A 20,291-nucleotide genomic window follows, 5' to 3' on the forward strand; every position below is an offset into this window, starting at 1 on the left:
ATGAAACTGACGAAAATCCTCCTGGCGCTGCTGTTGCTGGCATTGCTGGTGCTGCCCGCCATCCTGCCGGCGGCGATGGTCAACGCGGCCATCCAGATGCTGATCGCCGCCTTGTTTGCCTGCGCCTTCAACCTGTTGTGCGGGCAGGGCGGCATGCTGTCGTTCGGCCACGCGGCGTACTTTGGCGTAGGCTCGTTCGCCACCTTGCATGCAATGAATGCACTCAATGGCGAAGGTCTGCTGCCAACCCCATTGTTACCGCTGATTGGCGCCATGGGCGGCTTTATCTGCGGCCTGTGCGCCGGTTGGTTCGCCACTAAGCGGGCGGGCGTGTACTTCTCCATGATCACCCTGGCCCTTGCCGAGTTGCTGCACTCCCTGGCGCCGCACCTGAGCACGCTGTTTGGTGGCGAGGCCGGTATTTCGTCCATGCGCACCGCCGCCTGGGGCCTGGATTTTGCGGACGCCAGCCAGGTGTATTACCTGACGCTGGGCTGGGTAGTGCTGTCGATTGCCTTGCTCTACGCCTTCACACTGACCCCCATGGGGCGCCTGACCTTCGCCTTGCGCGAGAACGGCCACCGTCTGCAATTTCTCGGCTACAACGTGCATCGCCTGCGGGTGCTGGTGTTTGCCTTGTCGGCGATGTTTGCCGGGATTGCCGGCGGCTTGCAGGCGCTGAACCTGGAGTCGGCCAACTACGTGCTGTTTGACATGCGTTTTTCTGCCGAGGTGGTGCTGAACACTTACATCGGCGGAGTCAACGTATTCCTCGGCCCGGTGCTCGGCGCGGCCCTGATGACCTTCTTTGGTAACGCCGCCTCCGACCTCACGCAATCCTGGTTGCTGTATCAGGGTCTGCTGTTTGTGCTGGTGATGATGTTCATGCCCAGCGGCCTGGCCGGGCTGGTGCTGTGCTGGAGTGCACAGATTCGTCGGCGCGGCTGGTTGGCGATCATCCCCGCAGCGTTCTCGGCGCTGCTCAGCGCCGGGTTGTTGAGCCTTGCGGTGGTGTTTGCCATCGAGACGCTGCAACGGGTGTTCAGCCAGGACTATCAGGCGCTGCTGGTGGCGGACCAAGTGTGGCCGGCGATTAGCCTGTTCGGCCGTGAATGGCTGCCGGGTGCGCTGCTGACCTGGGCCACCCCGTTGTTATTGGGCCTGGCCGGGCTGTTGCTGTTGAAACTGGCCCGCCGCCAATGGTTGCAACTGCTGGACGATGAATCGCCGGCCAGCACCTCCGCCCTCCAGCCCAGGACCCAAGGAGAACAACCATGAGCGATGCGATCCTGCAGTTACGCGATGTGCAGAAGTCCTTTGGCGAGGCCCATATCATTCGTGGGGCGCATCTGGAGTTGCGCGCGGGCGAGCGGCATGCGGTGATCGGTCCCAACGGGGCCGGCAAGTCGACCCTGTTCCATCTGATCTCCGGGCAATTGCAGCCGAGCAGCGGGCAGATCCTCCTGGGAGACGAGGCAATCCAGGGCTATTCGCCGCAGCACATCAACCACCTGGGGCTGTCGCGCTCGTTCCAGATCACCAATATTTTTCCCGGGCTCTCGGTGTTCGAGAACCTGCGCATCGCGGTGATGCGCAAACACCGGATGCAGTACCACTTCTGGCGCTCGCTCCAGTGTTACCCCGAGGTACGCGAACAGACCGAGCAACTGCTCGAACAGGTGCGGCTGCAGGGCAAGCAGGCGGTGTGCGCGGCCGAGTTGTCCTACTCCGAACAGCGCGCCCTGGAGATTGGCATGACCCTGGCCTGTGACCCGCGGGTGATCCTGCTCGACGAGCCGATGGCGGGCATGTCCCATGAAGAAACCGACTACGCCCTGAACCTGATTCGCGAGGTGACCCAGGGCCGCTCGCTGCTGATTGTCGAGCATGACATGGACGTGGTGTTTTCCCTGTGTGACCGCATCAGTGTGCTGGTCTACGGCGAAGTGATCGCCACCGGCACGCCGGACCAGATCCGCGCCGACCGACGTGTCCAGGAAGCCTACTTGGGTGAGGAGCAATGCGCATGAACCCGACCCCGCAAAACCTGTTGTCGATCAGCGATCTGCATGTGCACTACGGCAAGAGCCATGTGCTGCATGGTGTCGATCTGCACATCGGCCACAACGAAGTGGTCAGCCTGCTCGGGCGCAATGGCGCCGGGCGTTCCACCACCATGAAAGCGGTAATGGGCCTGGTGCCGCCGAGTGCCGGCAGTATCCGCCTGGCCGGGCGCGAGCTGACGGGGCTGCGTCCGTACCGCATCAGCCGCGCCGGTATCGGTTTTGTCCCGGAAGAGCGCGAGGTGTTTGCCAACCTCAGCGTCGAGGAAAACCTGCGCATGGGGCAACAGTTGGCGAATGATGGCGCCACCGCGTGGACTGTCGAGCAGATGTTCGACTACTTCCCCCGGCTGCGGGAGCGGCGCAATACCGGTGCTGGCAACCTGTCCGGGGGCGAACAGCAGATGCTCACCCTGTGCCGCTCGTTGCTGGGCTGCCCCAGGGTGCTACTGATCGACGAGCCCACCGAGGGCTTGGCGCCGAAGATTGTCGCGGTGGTGGCCGAGGCCATTCGCGATATTCACCGGCGCGGGGTGTCGATCCTGCTGGTGGAGCAAAAGCTGACCATCGCCCTCAAGGTGTCCAGCCGGGTGTGTGTGATGGGACATGGGCGGATCGTCTTCGAGGGCACGCCCCAGGCGCTGACAGACGACCCGAACCTGATGAAGGAGTGGCTGGCGGTCTAGGGCCGACACCGCATTCAACCGGCAGGTTCGCCTGCTATTACCACGCTGATCCTGTGGCGGCCCTGAGGCCCGCCAGGGGTCGCTGCGTCTGCAATCCAACGGGAATAACAATAAAAATGAACCTGATCAAACACTTCACCGCACCACCGCTGTTGTTGCTCAGCACCTTGCCGGGCCTGGCTATGGCCCAGGAGCACGGCTTTATCGAGGATGCGACGGCCAATGTGCAGATGCGCAACTTCTACTTCAACCGCGACTACCGCGACAGTGGCTCCGCCAAGGCCAAGAGCGAGGAGTGGGCCCAGGGCTTTCTGCTCAACGCCCAGTCCGGCTACACCCAGGGCACCGTGGGGGTTGGCGTCGACCTGATCGGCCGCCTCGGGGTCAAGCTCGACAGCGGCGGTGGGCGCACCGGCAGCCTGTTGCTGCCGGCCGATGGCAATGGCTCGGCGGATGACTTCTCCAGCCTGGGGGCCGCGGTCAAGTTCAAAGTGTCGAAAACTGAGCTTAAAGTCGGCGAATTGCTGCCGACCTTGCCGATCCTCCAGTACAACGATGCGCGCCTGCTGCCTCAGACCTTCCAGGGTGCGATGCTGACGTCCAGGGAAATTACCGGGCTGACCTTCAATGCCGGGCAGATGCGCTCTTTCACCCAACGCAACTCCAGCGACCGTGAAGACCTGTTTATCGACGGTCGCGCCTTCGCCACGTCCGATCGCTACAACTACCTGGGCGGCGAATACCGCTTCAACCAGGACCGCACCATGCTCGGCCTGTGGGGCGCGCAACTGGAGGATATCTACCGCCAGCGGTTTATCCAGTTCACCCACAAGCAACCGGTCGGCGCCTGGACGCTGGGCGCCAATATCGGTTTGCTGGACTCCGAGGAGGAAGGCCAGGCCAAGGCCGGGCAGATCGATAACCGCTCGTTCTATACCGCCCTGAGTGCCGGTACCGGTGGGCATACCCTGATGGCCGCCTGGCAACGCATGTATGGCGAGGACGGCACTATCTGGTTGAGCCCGACCACCACCGTGCTGCCCAGTGATATCCAGGTGCGCAACTTCGCCGCCGCCCAAGAGAAGGCCTGGCAAGTGCGCTACGACTACAACTTTGCCGCCCTCGGCGTGCCGGGGTTGAGCGCCTTTGTGCGCTATGTCAATGGTGACAATGTGGCGGTGGCCGGTGGCAACGGAGGCAAGGAATGGGAGCGGGACTTCGACCTGTCCTATGTGATCCAGAACGGGCCATTGAAGAACCTAGGGCTGCGCTGGAGAAATGCCATGGTGCGCTCCAACTTCGGCCCTTCGGTGGACGATAACCGCCTGATCGTCAGCTACAACCTGGCGTTGTTCTAATTGCTCGGGTACTACTTTTTCGATAAATCCCTTTGACAGACCCCTGGCTGCGAGTTAGCTTTTATCTACTGGTCTGACAAGTTTGTTTAAATGTATGACCAGACATAAAAACAAGTGAGAACCCCATGTCCCATCCAGATCATTCTCCCGCTACGCCCCAGCACGATGCCGACGTTTTTCAACACAGCGCCTACGCCGGAATCCACGGCAAGGTGGTGGTGGTGACCGGTGGCGGCAGCGGTATCGGCCTGGCCCTGGCCGAAGGCTTTGCGCGCAATGGCGCGCACCTGCTGCTGATCGACATCAACGCCCAGGCCATGGCGGACGCCAAGGTTGCGCTGCAGGAAAATTTCCCGGCGACCCGGGTCGAATGTTTCCAGGCCTCAGTCACCGACGAAGCCGCTGTGGAGGCCGCTTTCGCGCATGCCAAGGCGTGCTTTGGACGCATCGACGTGTTGCTCAACAACGCTGGCGTGTCGATCAACAAGCCGTCCCTGGACATCACCCCCAGCGAATGGCGGCGCGCCATCGAGATCAATCTCAACAGCGTGTTCTTCTGCGCCCAGGTGGCGGCGCGCTACATGGTAGAACAGCAGGCCGGGGTGATCATCAACACCTCGTCGATGTGGGGCGTGTCGCACGCTGCCGATCGCACCGCGTACTGCGCGACCAAGGCCGCCGTGGTCTCCATGACCAAATGCCTGGCCGTGGAATGGGCACGGCACGGCGTCCGAATGAACGCCATCGGCCCAGGCTATACCCGTACCCCGCTGGTGGAAGAACTGCAACGGGCCGGGCGCCTCGACGTCGAGGCCCTGCGCCAGCGCACCCCCTTGCAACGCCTCGGCGAGCCGGGGGAGATGGCCGAGCTGGCGCTGTTCCTCGCGTCCAGCAGCGCGACCTTTATCACCGGGCAGATTTATGTGTCGGACGGCGGCTGGACGGCCAACGGCTTTTAGTTCGCCCCTCGTTGTGCGGGCCCGCCGTGACCCGCGATTGAACTCATTTGTGGAGAAGTAAAATGCCGAAAAGTGTTGCCTTGTCGCCGGCCTCGCCGTGGGTCGAGCTCAGTACCACCGACGCCGACTGGAAGCAGGCCGACCCTGCATTGCTGGGCACTTTGCTCAGCCAGTTGCACCTGATCCGCGCCTTCGAGGAGACCGTGCTGGAGCTGGCCGGTGAAGGCCTGGTGCATGGCCCGGCACATTCGAGTATCGGCCAGGAAGGGGGCGCGGTCGGTTCGATTGTCGCCCTGGGCGCGGCCGATGAAGTCAATGGCTCGCACCGCGGGCACCACCAGTTCCTGGCCAAGGCGCTGGTGTACCTGATGCCTGAAGGGATCGACCCGAACGCCGCGGTCAACGCGCCGATCCAGGACCTGCTGCAACGCACTCTGGCGGAAATCCTCGGCCTGGCCCAGGGCTTCTGCAAAGGCCGTGGCGGCTCGATGCACCTGCAGTGGGCCGAGGCAGGGGCCCTGGGCACTAACGCTATCGTCGGTGGCGGCGTGCCGCTGGCCGCCGGTGCCGCCTGGGCTCACCGGCATGCGCAGACCGACACCGTGGCGGTCACTTATTTTGGTGACGGCGCGGTGAACATCGGTTCGGTGCTGGAGACCATGAACCTGGCGGCGGCCTGGAAGCTGCCGCTGTGTTTCTTTATCGAGAACAACCTGTACGCCGTGTCGACCACGGTTGATGAGGCCACGGCCGAGCCACGCCTGTCGGCACGCGGGCTGGGCTTCAATATCCCGAGCTGGAAGGTCGATGGCATGGACCCGCTGGCGGTGTACCTGGCCATGCAGCAAGCGCTGGCGCATATGCGCGCCGGCAACGGTCCGACCGTGATCGAGGCTGATGTGTACCGCTTCTTCCATCAGAATGGCCCGTTCCCCGGCAGTGCATTCGGTTACCGCAGCAAGGAAGAAGAGCAGAGCTGGCGTGCCCGTGATCCGCTGGAGCGCCTGGCCCGGGAAATGCAAAAGCGCGGGCTGATCGACGATGCCGGCCTGGCCAACCTGCGTGACACCGTCAAGCAGGCAATGGCCCAGGCGGCAGCGGCTCTGCTGGAAGCCGACCCCGCGGGCAAGCCGGGCAAGCGGCGGATTCGCCCTGAGTTGTGGCCATCGCCGGACTTTCGCGATGTCGGTATCCGGGGCGATCTCAGCGAACTGGCCGCTGCGCGCACCAGTGAACAGGCCACCTATCGCGGCGCCATGGAGCCACGCAAGTTCATTGACGCCATCGCTGATGTGATGAACCGACGCATGGAAACCGATGCCAGCATCGTCGTGATGGGCGAGGATGTACACCGTCTCAAGGGCGGCACCAATGGTGCCACCCGTGGCCTGAAAGAGCGCTTTCCAGAGCGCATCCTCGGCACCCCGATCAGTGAAAACGCCTTCTGCGGGCTGGGTGGCGGTATGGCCCTGGACGGGCGTTTCAAGCCGGTAGTGGAATTCATGTACCCCGACTTCATGTGGGTTGCCGCCGACCAGGTGTTTAACCAGATCGGCAAGGCCCGGCACATGTTCGGCGGGCAAAGTGATGTGCCGCTCGTGCTGCGCACCAAGATCGCCATGGGCACCGGCTACGGCTCGCAGCACTCCATGGATCCGGCCGGGATCTACGTGACCAACCCGGGCTGGCGCATCGTCGCGGCGTCCACGCCGTTCGACTATATCGGCCTGATGAATGCCGCGCTGGCCTGCAAGGACCCGGTGCTGGTGATCGAGCACGTCGACCTTTACAGCCACAGCGGCGAGGTGCCGGTGGACGACCTCGACTACCAGATCCCATTCGGCACCGCCGCCGTGCGCCGCGAAGGCCGCGACCTGACGATCCTCACCTACCTGAGCATGGTCGGGCATTCCCTGGAGGCGGTGGAGCAGACTGGTGTCGACGCCGAAGTGATTGACCTGCGCTTCCTCGACCGCGCCAGCTTCGACTGGGCCACGGTGGAGGCGAGCATTCGCAAGACCAACAATGTACTGATCGTCGAGCAGGGTGCCCGGGGGACATCCTATGGGGGTTGGCTGGCTGACGAATTGCAGCGCCGTTGCTTCGACTGGCTCGACCAGCCGATCCAGCGCGTAACCGGCGGCGAAGGCTCGCCAAGTATTTCCAAAGTCCTGGAGCGCGCCGCGTGTGCCCGCACCGAGGAAGTGATCGAAGGCCTGCAACAGGTCATCCGCGAAAAAGGGGCGCACCAATGAGCGTGAAGATGCTGGTTCCAATGGAAGTAGGGATTTGCTGTGTCGATCTGCCGGCCCTCAGCCGGTTCTACCAGCAGGTGCTGGGTTTCACCTTTGTCACCCAGGTGCAAATGCCCGCTGCCGCCGCGCAGCAAGTCGGCCTGAGCGACGGCGGCTACAGCGTAGTGCGCCTGCAGACGCCCTATGGCGAACGCATCAAGCTGCTGGCGCCAGAGCACACGCCGAGCCGGCAAGCGCCGGGATTGATCCTCGACCGCCAGAACGCGAGTTACCTGACATTCATTGTTGAAGACATCGCCAGCCTGGTGGCCGACCTGAAAACCGCCGGCGCGAGTTTTTTTGCCGGCGACGCGCCGATCCAGCTGCGCCCTGACGTCAAGGCGCTGTTCTGCCGCGATCCGGAAGGCAACGTGCTGGAGTTGGTGGAGTACACCGACATCGCCGCCTACCGTCCTGACCTGTTCAACCAGCGGAGTGCCTGATGGCCAAGCTCTTACATATGCCCGAGGTGTCGGCCAACGCGACCCACGCCGCGATCCAGGCCTGGACCCTCAAGGAAGGCGACACGATCAACGCCGGCGACTGCATCGCCGAGATTGAAACCGAAAAGGCCTTGGTCGAACTGACGGCTGAAGAAGATGCGGTGCTGGGCAAGATCCTGGTCGAACCGGGCCGCGAAGTGGAAGTGGGGTCGCCGATCGCGGTGCTGTTTTCCCGGGGCGAAACCGAGGTTGATATCGCCGCGCTGCTGGCCAAGGCCGGTGCGTCGGTGCTGGTTGATGCGCCTGTGCCGCAACCTGCGGTCGAGGCCGCGCCGCTGAGGCAAGGGCACAGCCGCGCGCGGGTGTTTGCCAGCCCCCTGGCCCGTCGCCTGGCAGCGGCCAAGGGCCTGGACCTGGCGAGCCTCAAGGGCAGTGGGCCGAATGGGCGCATCGTCAAGCGCGACGTCGAGGCGTCAGCCGTTGCTGGGGTTGCCCTGGTGCCTGCGGCGACACCGGTATCGGCCAGCGAGTTTGAGGACATCCCCCACAGCAGCATGCGCAAGACCATTGCCCGGCGTCTGGTGGAGAGCAAGGCCACGGTGCCGCATTTTTATCTGGATGTGGAGTGTCGCATGGAGGCGCTGCTGGCCCTGCGCGAGCAGATCAACCAGACCGCCCCACGGAAGATTTCGATCAACGACTTTATCGTCAAGGCTGTCGGCGTGGCCCTGCGCCAAGTGCCGGCGATGAACGTGACCTGGACCGACACCGCGCTGCGCCGCTACCAGCAGGCGGATGTCTGCGTGGCGGTGTCCACCGACAGCGGCCTGATCACCCCGGTAGTGCGCAATGCCGACAGCAAGGCACTGTCGCAGATCAGCACGGATGTGGCTGAACTGGCCGGGCGCGCCCGCGACGGGCGCCTGCGCCCCGAGGAATACCAGGGCGGCAGTTTCACCATCAGTAACCTGGGTATGTTCGGCGTCGAGCAGTTCAGCGCCATCATCAATCCACCCCACGCGGCGATTCTGGCGGTGGGCGCGACCCAGCAAAAACCGGTCGTGGAAAACGCTGAGCTGAAGGTCGGTTCGGTGCTGCGCTGCACCCTGTCCGTGGATCATCGGGCGGTGGATGGCGCGCTGGCGGCGCAATGGCTGGCGGTGTTCAAGGGCCTGCTGGAAAACCCGCTGGGCATGCTGATCTGAGGAAGTACCCATGAGCGACATGAAATTCGATGTGATCGTCGTCGGTGGCGGCCCCGGCGGCTACGTGGCGGCTATCCGCGCCAGCCAGTTGGGCCTGCGCACGGCGTTGGTGGAGAAGGACCAACTGGGTGGGGTGTGCCTGAACTGGGGCTGCATTCCAACCAAGGCGCTGCTGCGCAGCGTTGACGTGCTGCGCCTTATCGGCAGTGCGGCGAGCTTTGGCATCGAGGTCGGGCCGGCGACACCGGACCTCAAGGCGATCGTCAAGCGCTCCCGCGATGTAGCGGTGCAGTTGCAGCGGGGCGTCAGCGGGCTGATGAAAAAACACCGCATCCAGGTGTTCAACGGCCATGCGCGCCTGGATGGGCCGCGGTGCCTGAACGTCCGTGGTCAGCAGGGCGACCTGCGCCTGACGGCGCCGCACATTATTCTTGCCACCGGGGCCCGGGCCCGGATGCTGCCGGGCATGGAACCGGACGGCAAGCATTTCTGGAGCTACCGACAGGCCCTGGTGCCGGACAATGTGCCCAAGCGCCTGGTGATCATTGGCGGCGGGGCAATCGGCATCGAATTTGCCAGTTTCTATCACGCGCTGGGCGCCCAGGTCAGCGTGGTGGAAATGGCCGAGCGGATCCTCCCGGTGGAAGACCATGAGGTCAGTGCCCATGTAGCCCAGGCCCTGACCCGCGACGGGATCCGCCTCTACACCGGCTGTACGCTGCAAGGCAGCCAGGTGGTGCAGGGCGCGGTGCAGTTGCGCCTTGAGGGCAAGAGCAGTGAGACCCTGCAGGCCGACGTGGTGCTGGTGGCGGCGGGCATTGTTGGCAACGTCGAGGAGCTGGGGTTGGAGGGCACCGGGGTCAAGGTGCAGCATAGCCATGTGTTGGTGGACGAGTTCTGCCGCACGGGCGAGCCGGGCGTGTACGCCATTGGCGACCTGGCAGGAGCACCGTGGCTGGCGCACAAGGCCAGCCACGAAGCGCTGATTTGTGTCGAGAAAATCGCTGGGCTCAACCCCCATCCCCTGGACCCGCGCAGCGTGCCGGCCTGCACCTATAGCCACCCGCAAGTCGCCAGCGTCGGCTACACCGAGGCCCAGGCCCGCAGTGCCGGCAAGGCGCTCAAGGTCGGCAAGTTTCCCTTCGCGGCCAACGGCAAGGCGATTGCCATGGGCGCTACCCAGGGCTTCGTCAAGGTGCTGTTCGACGCGCACAGTGGCGAGTTGCTGGGCGCGCATATGGTTGGCGAGGAAGTCACCGAGATGATCCAGGGCTACACCATCGCGCGGCGCCTTGAGACCACCGAGGCCGAACTGATCGACAGCATCCTGCCGCACCCGACGCTGTCAGAAGCGATGCATGAGGCCGTGCTGGCCGCCTACGAACGGGCGTTGCATAGCTGAGCCTGGCTGCTGCTGGATCATGTGGCGGTCTGGGTGCTGTTCCATGAACCCCTGTAGGAGCTGTCGAGCCCCAGCGAGGCTGTGACAGCTCCTACAGTTGATTTTCGTTACCGCCTACTCCTCGACCCGTGCGGCTGGCAGTGTGTTGTCATCCACGCGGGGGACGGTCTTGGGCTTGAGCATCGACAGCACCCAGACAAAGAACACCGGCACAAAAACCACTCCCAGTATCGTTGCGCTGAGCATCCCGCCGACCACGCCGGTGCCGATCGCACGTTGGCTGGCGGCGCCTGCGCCGGTGGCGATGGCCAGAGGCACGACGCCGAGGATGAAGGCCATGGAGGTCATGACGATGGGGCGAAAGCGCAGGCGCGCGGCTTCGATGGCGGCGTCGCGCAGGGAGTAACCCTGGGCCCACAGGTCCTTGGCAAACTCGACGATCAGGATCGCATTCTTGGCCGCCAGGCCAATGATGGTGATCAGCCCGACCTTGAAGTACACGTCGTTGGGCATGCCCAGGCTGGTCACGGCCAGCACCGAACCGAGGGCGCCCACCGGTACGATCAGCATCACCGCAAAGGGGATGGCCCAGCTTTCATACAGCGCCACCAGCAGCAGGAACACCACCACGAAAGCCAGGGCAAACAACTGCAAGGCCTGGCCGCTGGCGATCTTTTCCTGGTACGACAAACCGGTCCATTCATAACCGATACCCGCCGGCAGTCCGGCCACCAGGCGCTCGATCTCGGCCATGGCTTGCCCGGTGCTGACCCCGGGTGGGGCATCGCCGGCGATACGGATCGAGGGGTAGCCGTTATAGCGGGCAATCTGCACCGGGCCTTGCTCCCACTGGGTGCTGACAAAGGCACTCAGGGGCACCAGGGCGCCGAGGTTATTGGGGATGAACAGCTTGAGCACGCTGTCAGGCGTCATCCGGTCGCGCTGGTCGGCCTGTACCACCACCCGCTGCTGACGCCCGGCATTGGCAAAGTCATTGACCACCGCCGAACCGAACGCAGTCGACAGGGTGTGGTTGATGGCATCAAACCCGACCCCCAGGGCTTGGGCTTTTTCCCGGTCGATGGTCAGGCGCAATTGCGGGGCCTCGGCCAGGCCTTCCATCATCGCGTAGAGGATGTTCGGGTTGCCGTTGGCCTGGCCCAGCAGTTGGTCCCGTGCCGCCAGCAAGCCTTCGCGGCCCAGGCCAGCACGGTCCTGCAGGCGCAGGGAGAAGCCTCCGGAGTTACCCATGCCGTCGATGGGCGGTGGGCTCACCGCCATGATCGTGCCGTCGCTGGGGTTGGCAAATTGTTGATTGACCCCTGCGGTTTCGGCTTCGGCAGACTGGTCGCTGTCGCGCAGTGACCAGTCCTTGAGGGTCGGGAAGGCCAGGCCGGCGTTCTCGCCCATCCCGGAGAAGCTGAAGCCCAGTACCAGGAAGGTATTGGCGACCGCCTCGCGGGAGGCGAGAAATTGTTCCACTGCCTGGCCAGTGGCCGAGGTTCGCTCCCGCGAGGCGCCGGGCGGCAGTTGCACGTCAACGATCATGTAGCCCTGGTCTTCCACGGGCACGAAGGATTCCGGCAGGCGCAGGTAGGTAAAGCCCAGCAGGGCCACCAGCCCAAGGTATACCAGCATCACCCGCCCGGTGCGTTTGACCAGGTGATGATTAAGGGCGCTGTAGCGGTCGGTCAGGCGCCCGAACAGGCGGTTGAAGGCGCCAAAGAACCCGCGTTTTTCATGATGCCCCTCGGCCACGGGCTTGAGCAGGGTCGCGCACAGGGCCGGGGTGAACGTCAGGGCGAGGAAGCCGGAGAACAGAATCGACACCGCCAGGGTCAGGGAAAACTGCTGGTAGATGACCCCCACCGAACCGGCCATGAAAGCCAGGGGCAGGAACACCGCCGACAGCACCACGGTAATCCCGATGATCGCCCCCGACACCTGGCCCATGGCCTTGACCGTCGCGGCGGCCGGCGACAGGCCCTCATCGGCCATGATCCGCTCGACGTTTTCCACCACCACAATGGCGTCGTCCACCAGGATGCCGATGGCCAGCACCATGCCGAACATGGTCATCATGTTCACCGAGAAGCCCAGCAGGTACATCACCATCAGCGTGCCCAACAGGCACACCGGCACCACGATGCTCGGGATCAAGGTGTAGCGCACGTTCTGCAGGAACAGGAACATCACCAGGAACACCAGGACCATGGCCTCGACCAGGGTATAGATCACTTTCTCAATGGCCACGTCGACAAACCGCGAGGTGTCATACGGCACCGAGAACTCGACGTTGGGCGCAAAATTGACTGACAACTCCTGCAGGCGCTCCTTGACCGCACTGGCCGTCTTCAGCGCGTTGGCCCCCGGCGACAATTGCACCGCCGCACCCACTGCCGGCTTGCCATTGAGGCGCGTGGTGAAGTTGTAGTCCTGGCTGCCGACCTCGATCCTCGCCACATCGGCCAGCGTCACCTTGGAACCATCCTGATTGGCGCGCAGTACGATGCGCCCGAATTCCTCGGGGTTGTCCAGGGTGCCCTTGACCGCCAGGGTCGCGGTCAATTCCTGGCCGACGGCGCCGGGCGAGCTGCCGAAGCTGCCCGCTGGAACCTGGACGTTCTGCGCGCTGATCGCCCGGCTCACGTCATCGATGGACAAGCCGTAGCCCACCAGGCTCTGGGGGGCGAGCCAGATACGCATGGCCGCTTCCGAGGCAAAGAATTGCAGCTTGCCCACGCCTTCGACCCGGCGGATTTCATTGTTGACGTTACGCGCGGCGTAGTCGGCCAGCAGGGTTGTATCCTGCTCGGCCGTGCCGTCCTTGTAGCTCAGGGCGTAGATCAGCAGAAAGCCGGCGCTGGTCTGCTCCACCTGGATCCCCTGGCTGAGCACCGCCTGGGGCATGCGCGCCTCGGCTTTTTTCAGGCGGTTCTGGACCTCGACCTGGGCCATGTCCGGCTGGGTGCCGGGCTTGAAGGTCACGACGATTTCCGCCATGCCGTTGGAGTTGCTGGTGGAGTCGAAGTAGAGCAGGCCCTTGGCGCCATTGAGCTCTTCCTCGATGACGCTGGTCACAGAATCCACCAGCACCTTGGCCGACGCCCCGGGGTAAGTGGCGGTGACGGTGATTTGCGGCGGGGCGACACTCGGGTACTGGGCCACCGGCAGGGCCGGGATGATCAGCAGCCCGGCCATGGAGATGAATAACGCAATGACCCAGGCAAACTTGGGGCGCTTGATAAAAAACACAGACATGGTGAGACCTCGAACGCGGTGATGCCGGGCTTACTGGAGTGCTGCTTGTTGTTGGGCGGTGGGGGCAGCGGAGGCTTTGAGCACCACTTTGTCACCCGGGACGAGGCCGGCCTGGCCGCCGATAATCACCCGGTCACCGGCCTGCAGGCCTTGGGTGATCTGCCAGCGCTGGCCCTGTATGGCGCCGGTTTGTACGGCGCGTGGGCTGACGTTGTCGTCAGCATCCACCACCAGCACCTGGGCCTGGCCGTCGCTGCCGCGCTGCACCGCACGCTGGGGCACGAGCAAGGCTTGCTGGTCGGTGCCCTGGGGCACTTTCACGCGCACATACATGCCTGGCAACAACACCCCTTCAGGGTTGCTGAAGCGCCCACGCAACGACACCTGGCCGGTGCCACGGTCTACTGCAATATCCGAGAACAGCAGCGTGCCCTGGCTGTGATAGTCGGTGCCTTCGACTTGCAGTGACAGCTGCGACGGGTCGCCTGCCGACAGGCTGCCTTGCTTGAGGGCCTGGCGCAGTTTCAGCGCCTGGGCCACAGGCTGGGTGAAGTCGGCGTAGATCGGGTCCAGTTGCTGGATGCTTGCCATCAACGTCGCTTCGCCTTGGCCGACCAGCGCGCCCTCGGTCACCAGGGCGCGGCCGATACGCCCGGAGATCGGCGCGCGCACGGTTGCGTAGCCCAGGTTCAAACCCGCGGTTTCCAGATCGGCCCGCGCCGATTGCTGGGCGGCCTGGCTGCTTTTCAGGGCGGCGCGGGCGGTGTCGAGGTCCTGGCGACTGATGGCTTCGACGTCGGCCAGTTGTTCATAGCGCTTGACCTTGGCCTGGTTCTCGAACAACTGCGCTTCGATCCGTGCCAGCTCGCCCTGGGCCCGTGACACGGCGGCCTTGAGTGGCGCGGGATCGATCTGGAAGAGCAGGTCGCCGGCCTTGATCTCGGCGCCTTCCTCGAAGTGGCGCCGCAACACGATCCCGGCCACCCGGGCCCGTACCTGCGCCACCCGGACCGGCTCGATGCGCCCCGGCAGTTCCGTGGACAGGGAGAAGGCTTCGGGGGCGACGGTCACAGTCTCCACTTCCCGGGGCTGTGGGGCCGCTTCGGGCTGGGCAGGAGCACCACAGCCGGTGAGGCCGACAAGGGCCATTGCGGCAAAGCTGAAAATACGCAGGTCGCGCAAAGCGTTCATGTGTCACCTGGGGGCTAGGTCTGGAAAGGTGCGCATGATATATATTTGGTTCTATTGAGACAATAATGTCTCAAAATATTCTTTTGTGTTTAAAAGTGTCATTTTTCTTGAGGTCATAGGGATTTTCGGCACAATGCCTTCATCTTCACGCCCAACCAATGAGCCAGTTGCCATGTCTTCGCCCGCTCCCAACGAAAAACTCCTCAAGGCCCTGGCGGTTGCCATCGTTGACCAACCCCGGGCCACGCTCCAGGAACTGGCGCGCGCGGCCGGCATCAGCAAGGCCACCTTGCACCGCTTCTGCGGCACGCGGGAAAACCTGGTCGAGGTGCTGTTGGCGTACTCGCGCGAGGTCATGCAGCAGGTGGTCGACGACTCGGACCTTGCGCGCGCAGCCCCGGCCGAGGCCCTGCGGGACTTGATCGACAAGCACCTGGCGCACCGTGAGTGGGTGCTGTTCATGGTGTTCCAGTACCGGCCAGACACCTTGAACATCCATGGCTGGCAACCGTACCTGAGCGTTTTGGACCGCTTCTTCCTGCGAGGCCAGCAGGCTGGGGTGTTCCGTATCGATATTGGTGCGGCGGTGATGACCGAGTTGTTTACATCGCTCCTGTGTGGCCTGGTCGAGGCCGAGCGTTTGGGCCGTGCGGCGCCAGCGGGAACCGCCTGGGTGATGGAGCAGATGTTCCTGCATGGGGTGACGGCTGCGCAGCCGCACTCAGCGTTGTCGCAGGGTCTGCGAGGGTAGTTCGCCAAACAGGGCCTTGTACTGACTGGCAAAGTGGCTCAGGTGGTAAAAACCCCATTGGGCCGCCGCATCACCGATGCTCAACTCGGCTGGCGATGACATGGCCAGCCGCCGCCGTACCGCGTTCAGGCGCACGCTGCGCAAGTAGTCCACCGGGTTGGTGTCGGCGATGGTCTGGAAGCTGTATTGCAGGGCACGTCGGCTGACGTGCAGGCGCTGGCACAGATCGAGAATGGTGATGGGCTCGTCGTGGCTGGCGAGGGCGATCTGTTGACTCATCTTCACCAGGTACTGGCGGGTTGGCGCGCTGGGGCGCCGGCGTTTTTCATCGGCCTCGACGCTCGCCAGCAGGTCGAGGAAACCACTGAGCAGGCCATGTTCCATGAGTTTGGCGGTGGCGTCGTTGAAGTACTGCGGCGTGCAATCCAGAGCCTGCTCCAGTTGCTGGCGGACACGCTGGTGCAAGGCACTGGCGCGCTGCCACGGCGACTGCAACGACGGAGCGGCAGTCAATTGCCGGTAGCTGCGCGGGCTCAGATTCAGCGCCGCCAGCGCCAGGACTTTGTGGCGGGCAAAGGTCGCGGCATAGATCTGGGTGTTTTCCGGGGCATGGAACATGAATTCTTCGTGGTTGTTCAGGATCGCCAGGCAGTTCTGCGTGCCGTGGCTGTCGGTGCACAGTGGTATCGAAAAACACATGCGCTCGGCGGGCGACTGGCCGTATTGCACGATGCGCCGGTTCAACTGCTCATGGAAGACCTGGAAGGGCCCGCTGCACAGCTGCCGCAAGCGGCTGGCGAAGCGGCCGGGGGACAGTTGGTCGTAGGTCTGGTCCCAGTCGTGTACCGAGCGCGCGTGCTGGCTGGCGTCGGTAAAGCTAAGGCTTTCGATCTGCGTCATGGTCATCACCGGTGCGCGGGTTTGCGCCTGTGGTTGAAAATGTCCAGCGGCGGTTCGCGCATCAATACATCACGGTTGCCCCAGGTCCTGCAACCTATGGGCAAACCGCTGCCAAAGTGTGCCGATTTGGGATAACGGCCCATGCACCTCGCTCCCTACAGTCCAGGCTGGCCCGAAACCTCTCGGTCCGCCTCTTCGGAAGGGAGTGCAATCATGTACGCGCATTATCAGAACGCCGAAAAAAAATTCTGGCACCCAATGCGAGCGGCCGCGGCCGCTGCGGGAGAACAGACCCTGATCATCGCCAGGGGCAATGGCAACTACGTCACCGACATCCATGGCTGGCGCATGCTCGATGGCATCGCCGGGCTGTGGAACGTCAACGTCGGCCATAACCGCGAAAGCGTCAAGCAGGCGATCCATCGGCAAATGGACGAGCTGGCGTACTACCAGACCTTCGACGGCATTGCCCATCCCCGGGTGTATGACCTGGCTGAGCGCTTGACCGGGATGTTTGCCCAGGAAGATATGCAACGGGTGCTGTTTTCCAGTGGTGGCTCCGATGCCATCGAAACCGCCTTGAAAATGAGCCGCCAGTACTGGATTGCCGCCGGGGAGCCCGAGCGCACCCGGTTCCTGTCCTTGCGCAACGGCTACCACGGCGTGCACATGGGGGGCACCTCGGTCGGCGGGATCAGTGCCTATCACTTCAACCATGGGCCACTGCTTGAAGGCTGCACGCTGCTCGACAGCCCCTGGTCTTATCGCAACCCCTGGGACTGCAGCGATCCCCAGGCCCTGACCGCCCACTGCATTCGCCAATTGGAGGAGCAGATCCGCGCGCTGGGGCCGCAGTCCATTGCGGCGTTCATCGCCGAGCCAGTGCAGGGCGCCGGCGGGGTGATCGTGCCGCCCGCAGGCTACTGGCCACAGGTGCGTGCGGTGTGTGATCGCTACGGTATTTTGCTGATTGCCGATGAAGTGGTCACCGGCTTCGGCCGCACCGGTTCGATGCTGGGGTCGCGAGGCTGGGGGGTGGCGCCGGACATTCTGTGCCTGGCCAAAGGCATCTCCGCTGGCTACATCCCGTTGGGCGCCACGCTGTTCAATGGGCGCATCGCCCGCGCCATCGAAACCGCCGACAACTTCGGCCAGGTGATCATGCACGGCTACACCTACAGCGGCCACCCGACGGCCTGTGCGGCCTCCCTGGCGGTGCTGGATATCGTCGAGCAAGAAGACCTGCCGGGCAACGCGGCGAAGGTCGGCGCCTACCTGCTAAAGCGGCTCAAACCGTTGAGCGAGCGCTTCGACGTGGTCGGCGAGGTACGGGGCAAAGGCCTGATGATTGCCCTTGACCTGGTAAGCGACAAGCACCTGCGCACGCCCATCGATCCGGCCCAGGGCTACGCCTCGCGCCTGGCGGAGCGGGTACGCCTGGAAGGGGTGCTGGTGCGTCCGGTGGGGACCAAGATCATCCTCTCGCCGCCCCTGACCCTGACGATTGAAGAAGCCGACCTGATCTGCCATGCCCTGCAAGTGGGCCTGGCGCATACCTGATCCCCCGCAAACGGTGCCCATCGGGCGCCGCACTGACGATTGCCTTGAGGAATCCTGTTTATGAGCGACATTGCCTTGCTGCCTGCGGTCACCGAGTTCCTTGCCCGCGCGCCGGCCAACTTTATTGATGGGGCCTACCGGCCCAGTACATCCACCCAGCAGATTGCCGTGCACAACCCGGCGACCGGCCAGGTGATCAGCCACATCGTCGATGCCAGCGACGACGATGTCGAGCGTGCCGTCGCCAGTGCGCGCAAGGCCTTCAAAGGCGCCTGGGCGGGCACCTCGCCCTATGCCCGTGGCGTGATCCTGAATAAATTTGCCGATCTGCTGCAAGCCCATGGCGAAGAGTTGGCGCAGCTGGAAACCCTGTGTTCAGGCAAGTCGATCAACCTGTCGCGCGGCCTGGAAATAGCCCAGAGCGTGGTGTTCCTGCGCTACTTCGCCGGCTGGGCAAGCAAGATCAACGGCCAGACCATGAGCCCCTCGATTCCGTCCATGGGCGCCGAGCAGTACATGGCCTACACCCTGCGTGAGCCGGTGGGGGTGGTCGCCGGGATTGTGCCGTGGAACTTCTCGGTGATGATTGGCATTTGGAAGATTGCTTCGGCGCTGGTCACCGGTTGCACCATCGTGGTCAAGCCCAGTGAGTTCACCCCCCTGACGTTGTTGCGGGTGGCCGAATTAGCCTGCGAGGCGGGGGTGCCGGCCGGCGCATTTAATGTAGTCAATGGCACCGGGCAGGTGGGGCAGCAATTGATCGCCCATGCCCAGATCAGCAAAGTCGCGTTCACCGGCTCGGTGCCGACCGGAATTGCCGTGGGCAAGGCGGCGATGGCTGCGGACCTGACGCGCGCGACCCTGGAGCTGGGCGGCAAGAACCCGGCGGCGTTGTTGGCCGATGTCGATATGGGCCAGGCCGTGGCCGGGATGGTGCAAATGGCCTATGTGCACCAGGGCCAGGTGTGCGCCTCGCCAGAGCGGCTCTATGTGCATCGCTCGCGGATCAGTGAGTTCCTTGAAAAACTCGGGCAGGCCCTGGGCACCCTGACGATTGGCTCGCCTCTGGATGAGAGCACCCAGTTCGGCCCGCTGGCCAACCAGGCGCACCTGGAGAAGATTCTTGATTTCTTCGCCCGGGCCAACCAGAACAACACTGTGATCTGCGGGGCCAAGGCCGTTGACCGGCCGGGCTACTTTGTCGAGCCGACGCTGATCCTGGCCAATGGCCCTGATGACCCTTTGCTGCGCGAAGAAGCCTTTGGCCCGGTGCTCTGTGTACTGCCCTATGACACGGAGGAGGAATTGGTGACCCTGATGAACGACTCGCCCTACGGCCTGACGGCCAGTGTCTGGACCAACGACCTGTCCAAGGCGCTGCGCCTGATCCCGCAAATCGAGGCCGGCACGGTGTGGGTCAATATGCACACCTTCCTTGATCCGGCGCTGCCGTTTGGCGGGGTCAAGGCCTCGGGTATGGGCCGCGAGTTTGGTGATGCGTTTATCGAGGCCTACACCGAGCTCAAGTCGGTGATGATCCGCTATTGATTCACGCCCCCCTAGGCGCCAGCAAGCCGGCGCTTCAGTCTTCGGGCAGGTTGTCGAACAGGGTCTCGAGCAAGCTGTTGAGCTTGTTGAGCTGCGCGTCCGTCAAGCCCTTAAAGCTGTTCTTGAAGATATCTGCCGTGACCTTGTGGCTCTGCTCGATGGTCTGGTACCCGGCCTCTGTCAACGAAACCTGGGTAACGCGCCCGTCGTTGGAGCAGACATTGGTCTGCACCAGACCGTCGGCTTTCATGCGGTAGACGATCTTGGTGACCGTGGGCAGCTTGGCAATGGCGTGGGTGGAGATTTCCGAGATGCTCGACGCGCCGTTGTCCTTGAGGATCAGGAGGATGCGCCAGCGGGGGATATCCATGTCGACTTTTTTCAGGGCCTTTTCCATCGCCATGGAATAGCGCCCGTTGACCCGTGCGAGCCAGTAGAAGGGGAACTCTTCTTTCTTGAAATCCTGGCTGGCAGGGTTATGACGATTCACACGTTTTTTCGCGGTGGTCATGCTCGGGCTTCGAATAATGGGCAACGGTCAATTGTTGCATATTCACGAGATTGACGTCGCACCCTGTGGCAGCATCGCTTGCCTGCGATGCAGTGCTCCAGTCAGCATTTCTGGTGGCTGACACACCGCTATCGCAGGCAAGCCAGCTCCCACAGGGGA

16 protein-coding genes are annotated in these 20,291 nt (G+C 63.5%); 12 read left to right on the forward strand and 4 right to left on the reverse strand.

The window, feature by feature from the left end; translation table 11 throughout:
* From HBO12_RS24645 to lpdA, 9 genes are all read left to right on the forward strand, one after another.
* Positions 1 to 1,278, forward strand: a complete 1,278-nt coding sequence (locus HBO12_RS24645; protein ID WP_170043478.1) for a branched-chain amino acid ABC transporter permease — start codon at positions 1 to 3, stop codon at positions 1,276 to 1,278.
* The gene (locus HBO12_RS24650) at positions 1,275 to 2,030 is read left to right on the forward strand and encodes an ABC transporter ATP-binding protein (RefSeq protein ID WP_170043479.1); all 756 of its coding nucleotides are present in this window, start codon (positions 1,275 to 1,277) and stop codon (positions 2,028 to 2,030) included. The genes HBO12_RS24645 and HBO12_RS24650 overlap by 4 nt, the downstream gene beginning before the upstream one ends.
* Positions 2,027 to 2,749 (forward strand): ABC transporter ATP-binding protein, encoded by a 723-nt coding sequence (locus HBO12_RS24655; RefSeq protein ID WP_170043480.1) that lies wholly within the window; start codon positions 2,027 to 2,029, stop codon positions 2,747 to 2,749. Before HBO12_RS24650 ends, HBO12_RS24655 begins: the two co-directional genes overlap by 4 nt.
* Positions 2,750 to 2,865: 116 nt before the next feature.
* Positions 2,866 to 4,107, forward strand: a complete 1,242-nt coding sequence (locus HBO12_RS24660; protein WP_170043481.1) for an OprD family porin — start codon at positions 2,866 to 2,868, stop codon at positions 4,105 to 4,107.
* A 125-nt stretch (positions 4,108 to 4,232) separates the two neighbouring features.
* Positions 4,233 to 5,066, forward strand: a complete 834-nt coding sequence (locus HBO12_RS24665) for an SDR family NAD(P)-dependent oxidoreductase (protein WP_170043482.1) — start codon at positions 4,233 to 4,235, stop codon at positions 5,064 to 5,066.
* A gap of 62 nt (positions 5,067 to 5,128) precedes the next feature.
* Positions 5,129 to 7,321 carry an alpha-ketoacid dehydrogenase subunit alpha/beta gene (locus HBO12_RS24670; RefSeq protein ID WP_170043483.1) on the forward strand — a complete coding sequence of 731 codons (2,193 nt, stop codon included), beginning with the start codon at positions 5,129 to 5,131 and terminating at the stop codon, positions 7,319 to 7,321.
* On the forward strand, positions 7,318 to 7,803 hold the full coding sequence (locus HBO12_RS24675; RefSeq protein ID WP_170043484.1) for a VOC family protein: 486 nt from the start codon (positions 7,318 to 7,320) through the stop codon (positions 7,801 to 7,803). Before HBO12_RS24670 ends, HBO12_RS24675 begins: the two co-directional genes overlap by 4 nt.
* Positions 7,803 to 9,008 carry a pyruvate dehydrogenase complex dihydrolipoamide acetyltransferase gene (locus HBO12_RS24680; protein WP_170043485.1) on the forward strand — a complete coding sequence of 402 codons (1,206 nt, stop codon included), beginning with the start codon at positions 7,803 to 7,805 and terminating at the stop codon, positions 9,006 to 9,008. Before HBO12_RS24675 ends, HBO12_RS24680 begins: the two co-directional genes overlap by 1 nt.
* A 10-nt stretch (positions 9,009 to 9,018) precedes the next feature.
* Positions 9,019 to 10,410 carry a dihydrolipoyl dehydrogenase gene (lpdA, locus tag HBO12_RS24685; protein WP_170043486.1) on the forward strand — a complete coding sequence of 464 codons (1,392 nt, stop codon included), beginning with the start codon at positions 9,019 to 9,021 and terminating at the stop codon, positions 10,408 to 10,410.
* Between the two features lie 114 nt (positions 10,411 to 10,524).
* Here the strand turns inward: lpdA and HBO12_RS24690 are convergent, their stop codons facing one another.
* Positions 10,525 to 13,671, reverse strand: coding sequence for an efflux RND transporter permease subunit (locus HBO12_RS24690; protein ID WP_170043487.1), 3,147 nt, complete (start codon positions 13,669 to 13,671; stop codon positions 10,525 to 10,527).
* A 30-nt stretch (positions 13,672 to 13,701) separates the two neighbouring features.
* Positions 13,702 to 14,862, reverse strand: a complete 1,161-nt coding sequence (locus tag HBO12_RS24695; protein ID WP_170043488.1) for an efflux RND transporter periplasmic adaptor subunit — start codon at positions 14,860 to 14,862, stop codon at positions 13,702 to 13,704.
* A 172-nt stretch (positions 14,863 to 15,034) separates the two neighbouring features.
* Here HBO12_RS24695 and HBO12_RS24700 point away from each other — a divergent pair, with 172 nt between their 5' ends.
* On the forward strand, positions 15,035 to 15,613 hold the full coding sequence (locus tag HBO12_RS24700) for a TetR/AcrR family transcriptional regulator (protein WP_170043489.1): 579 nt from the start codon (positions 15,035 to 15,037) through the stop codon (positions 15,611 to 15,613).
* Here HBO12_RS24700 and HBO12_RS24705 read toward each other — a convergent pair.
* Complete coding sequence (locus HBO12_RS24705) at positions 15,584 to 16,513, reverse strand: helix-turn-helix domain-containing protein (protein WP_170043490.1); 930 nt, start codon at positions 16,511 to 16,513, stop codon at positions 15,584 to 15,586. The genes HBO12_RS24700 and HBO12_RS24705 overlap by 30 nt on opposite strands.
* Before the next feature lie 213 nt (positions 16,514 to 16,726).
* Between HBO12_RS24705 and HBO12_RS24710 the strand changes: the two genes are divergently transcribed.
* A complete protein-coding gene (locus HBO12_RS24710) occupies positions 16,727 to 18,073 on the forward strand; it encodes an aminotransferase class III-fold pyridoxal phosphate-dependent enzyme (protein ID WP_170043491.1) in 1,347 nt (448 codons plus the stop codon).
* A 60-nt stretch (positions 18,074 to 18,133) separates the two neighbouring features.
* On the forward strand, positions 18,134 to 19,621 hold the full coding sequence (locus tag HBO12_RS24715) for an aldehyde dehydrogenase family protein (protein ID WP_170043492.1): 1,488 nt from the start codon (positions 18,134 to 18,136) through the stop codon (positions 19,619 to 19,621).
* 34 nt (positions 19,622 to 19,655) lie between these two features.
* Here HBO12_RS24715 and HBO12_RS24720 read toward each other — a convergent pair whose 3' ends face one another.
* Entirely contained in the window at positions 19,656 to 20,132 is a 477-nt protein-coding gene (locus HBO12_RS24720; RefSeq protein WP_170043493.1) for a MarR family winged helix-turn-helix transcriptional regulator, read from the reverse strand.
* Positions 20,133 to 20,291 lie beyond the last annotated feature (159 nt).

This window comes from Pseudomonas sp. WS 5059, from assembly GCF_012985525.1.
Taxonomy (GTDB): Bacteria; Pseudomonadota; Gammaproteobacteria; order Pseudomonadales; family Pseudomonadaceae; genus Aquipseudomonas.

Excerpts from the sequence above, each read along its gene's own strand:
- HBO12_RS24645 (WP_170043478.1), top strand. The coding sequence starts at position 1 with ATGAAACTGACGAAAATCCTCCTGGCGCTGCTGTTGCTGGCATTGCTG.
- HBO12_RS24650 (WP_170043479.1), top strand. The coding sequence starts at position 1,275 with ATGAGCGATGCGATCCTGCAGTTACGCGATGTGCAGAAGTCCTTTGGC.
- HBO12_RS24655 (WP_170043480.1), top strand. The coding sequence starts at position 2,027 with ATGAACCCGACCCCGCAAAACCTGTTGTCGATCAGCGATCTGCATGTG.
- HBO12_RS24660 (WP_170043481.1), top strand. The coding sequence starts at position 2,866 with ATGAACCTGATCAAACACTTCACCGCACCACCGCTGTTGTTGCTCAGC.
- HBO12_RS24665 (WP_170043482.1), top strand. The coding sequence starts at position 4,233 with ATGTCCCATCCAGATCATTCTCCCGCTACGCCCCAGCACGATGCCGAC.
- HBO12_RS24670 (WP_170043483.1), top strand. The coding sequence starts at position 5,129 with ATGCCGAAAAGTGTTGCCTTGTCGCCGGCCTCGCCGTGGGTCGAGCTC.
- HBO12_RS24675 (WP_170043484.1), top strand. The coding sequence starts at position 7,318 with ATGAGCGTGAAGATGCTGGTTCCAATGGAAGTAGGGATTTGCTGTGTC.
- HBO12_RS24680 (WP_170043485.1), top strand. The coding sequence starts at position 7,803 with ATGGCCAAGCTCTTACATATGCCCGAGGTGTCGGCCAACGCGACCCAC.
- lpdA (WP_170043486.1), top strand. The coding sequence starts at position 9,019 with ATGAGCGACATGAAATTCGATGTGATCGTCGTCGGTGGCGGCCCCGGC.
- HBO12_RS24690 (WP_170043487.1), bottom strand. The coding sequence starts at position 13,671 with ATGTCTGTGTTTTTTATCAAGCGCCCCAAGTTTGCCTGGGTCATTGCG.
- HBO12_RS24695 (WP_170043488.1), bottom strand. The coding sequence starts at position 14,862 with ATGAACGCTTTGCGCGACCTGCGTATTTTCAGCTTTGCCGCAATGGCC.
- HBO12_RS24700 (WP_170043489.1), top strand. The coding sequence starts at position 15,035 with ATGTCTTCGCCCGCTCCCAACGAAAAACTCCTCAAGGCCCTGGCGGTT.
- HBO12_RS24705 (WP_170043490.1), bottom strand. The coding sequence starts at position 16,513 with ATGACGCAGATCGAAAGCCTTAGCTTTACCGACGCCAGCCAGCACGCG.
- HBO12_RS24710 (WP_170043491.1), top strand. The coding sequence starts at position 16,727 with ATGTACGCGCATTATCAGAACGCCGAAAAAAAATTCTGGCACCCAATG.
- HBO12_RS24715 (WP_170043492.1), top strand. The coding sequence starts at position 18,134 with ATGAGCGACATTGCCTTGCTGCCTGCGGTCACCGAGTTCCTTGCCCGC.
- HBO12_RS24720 (WP_170043493.1), bottom strand. The coding sequence starts at position 20,132 with ATGACCACCGCGAAAAAACGTGTGAATCGTCATAACCCTGCCAGCCAG.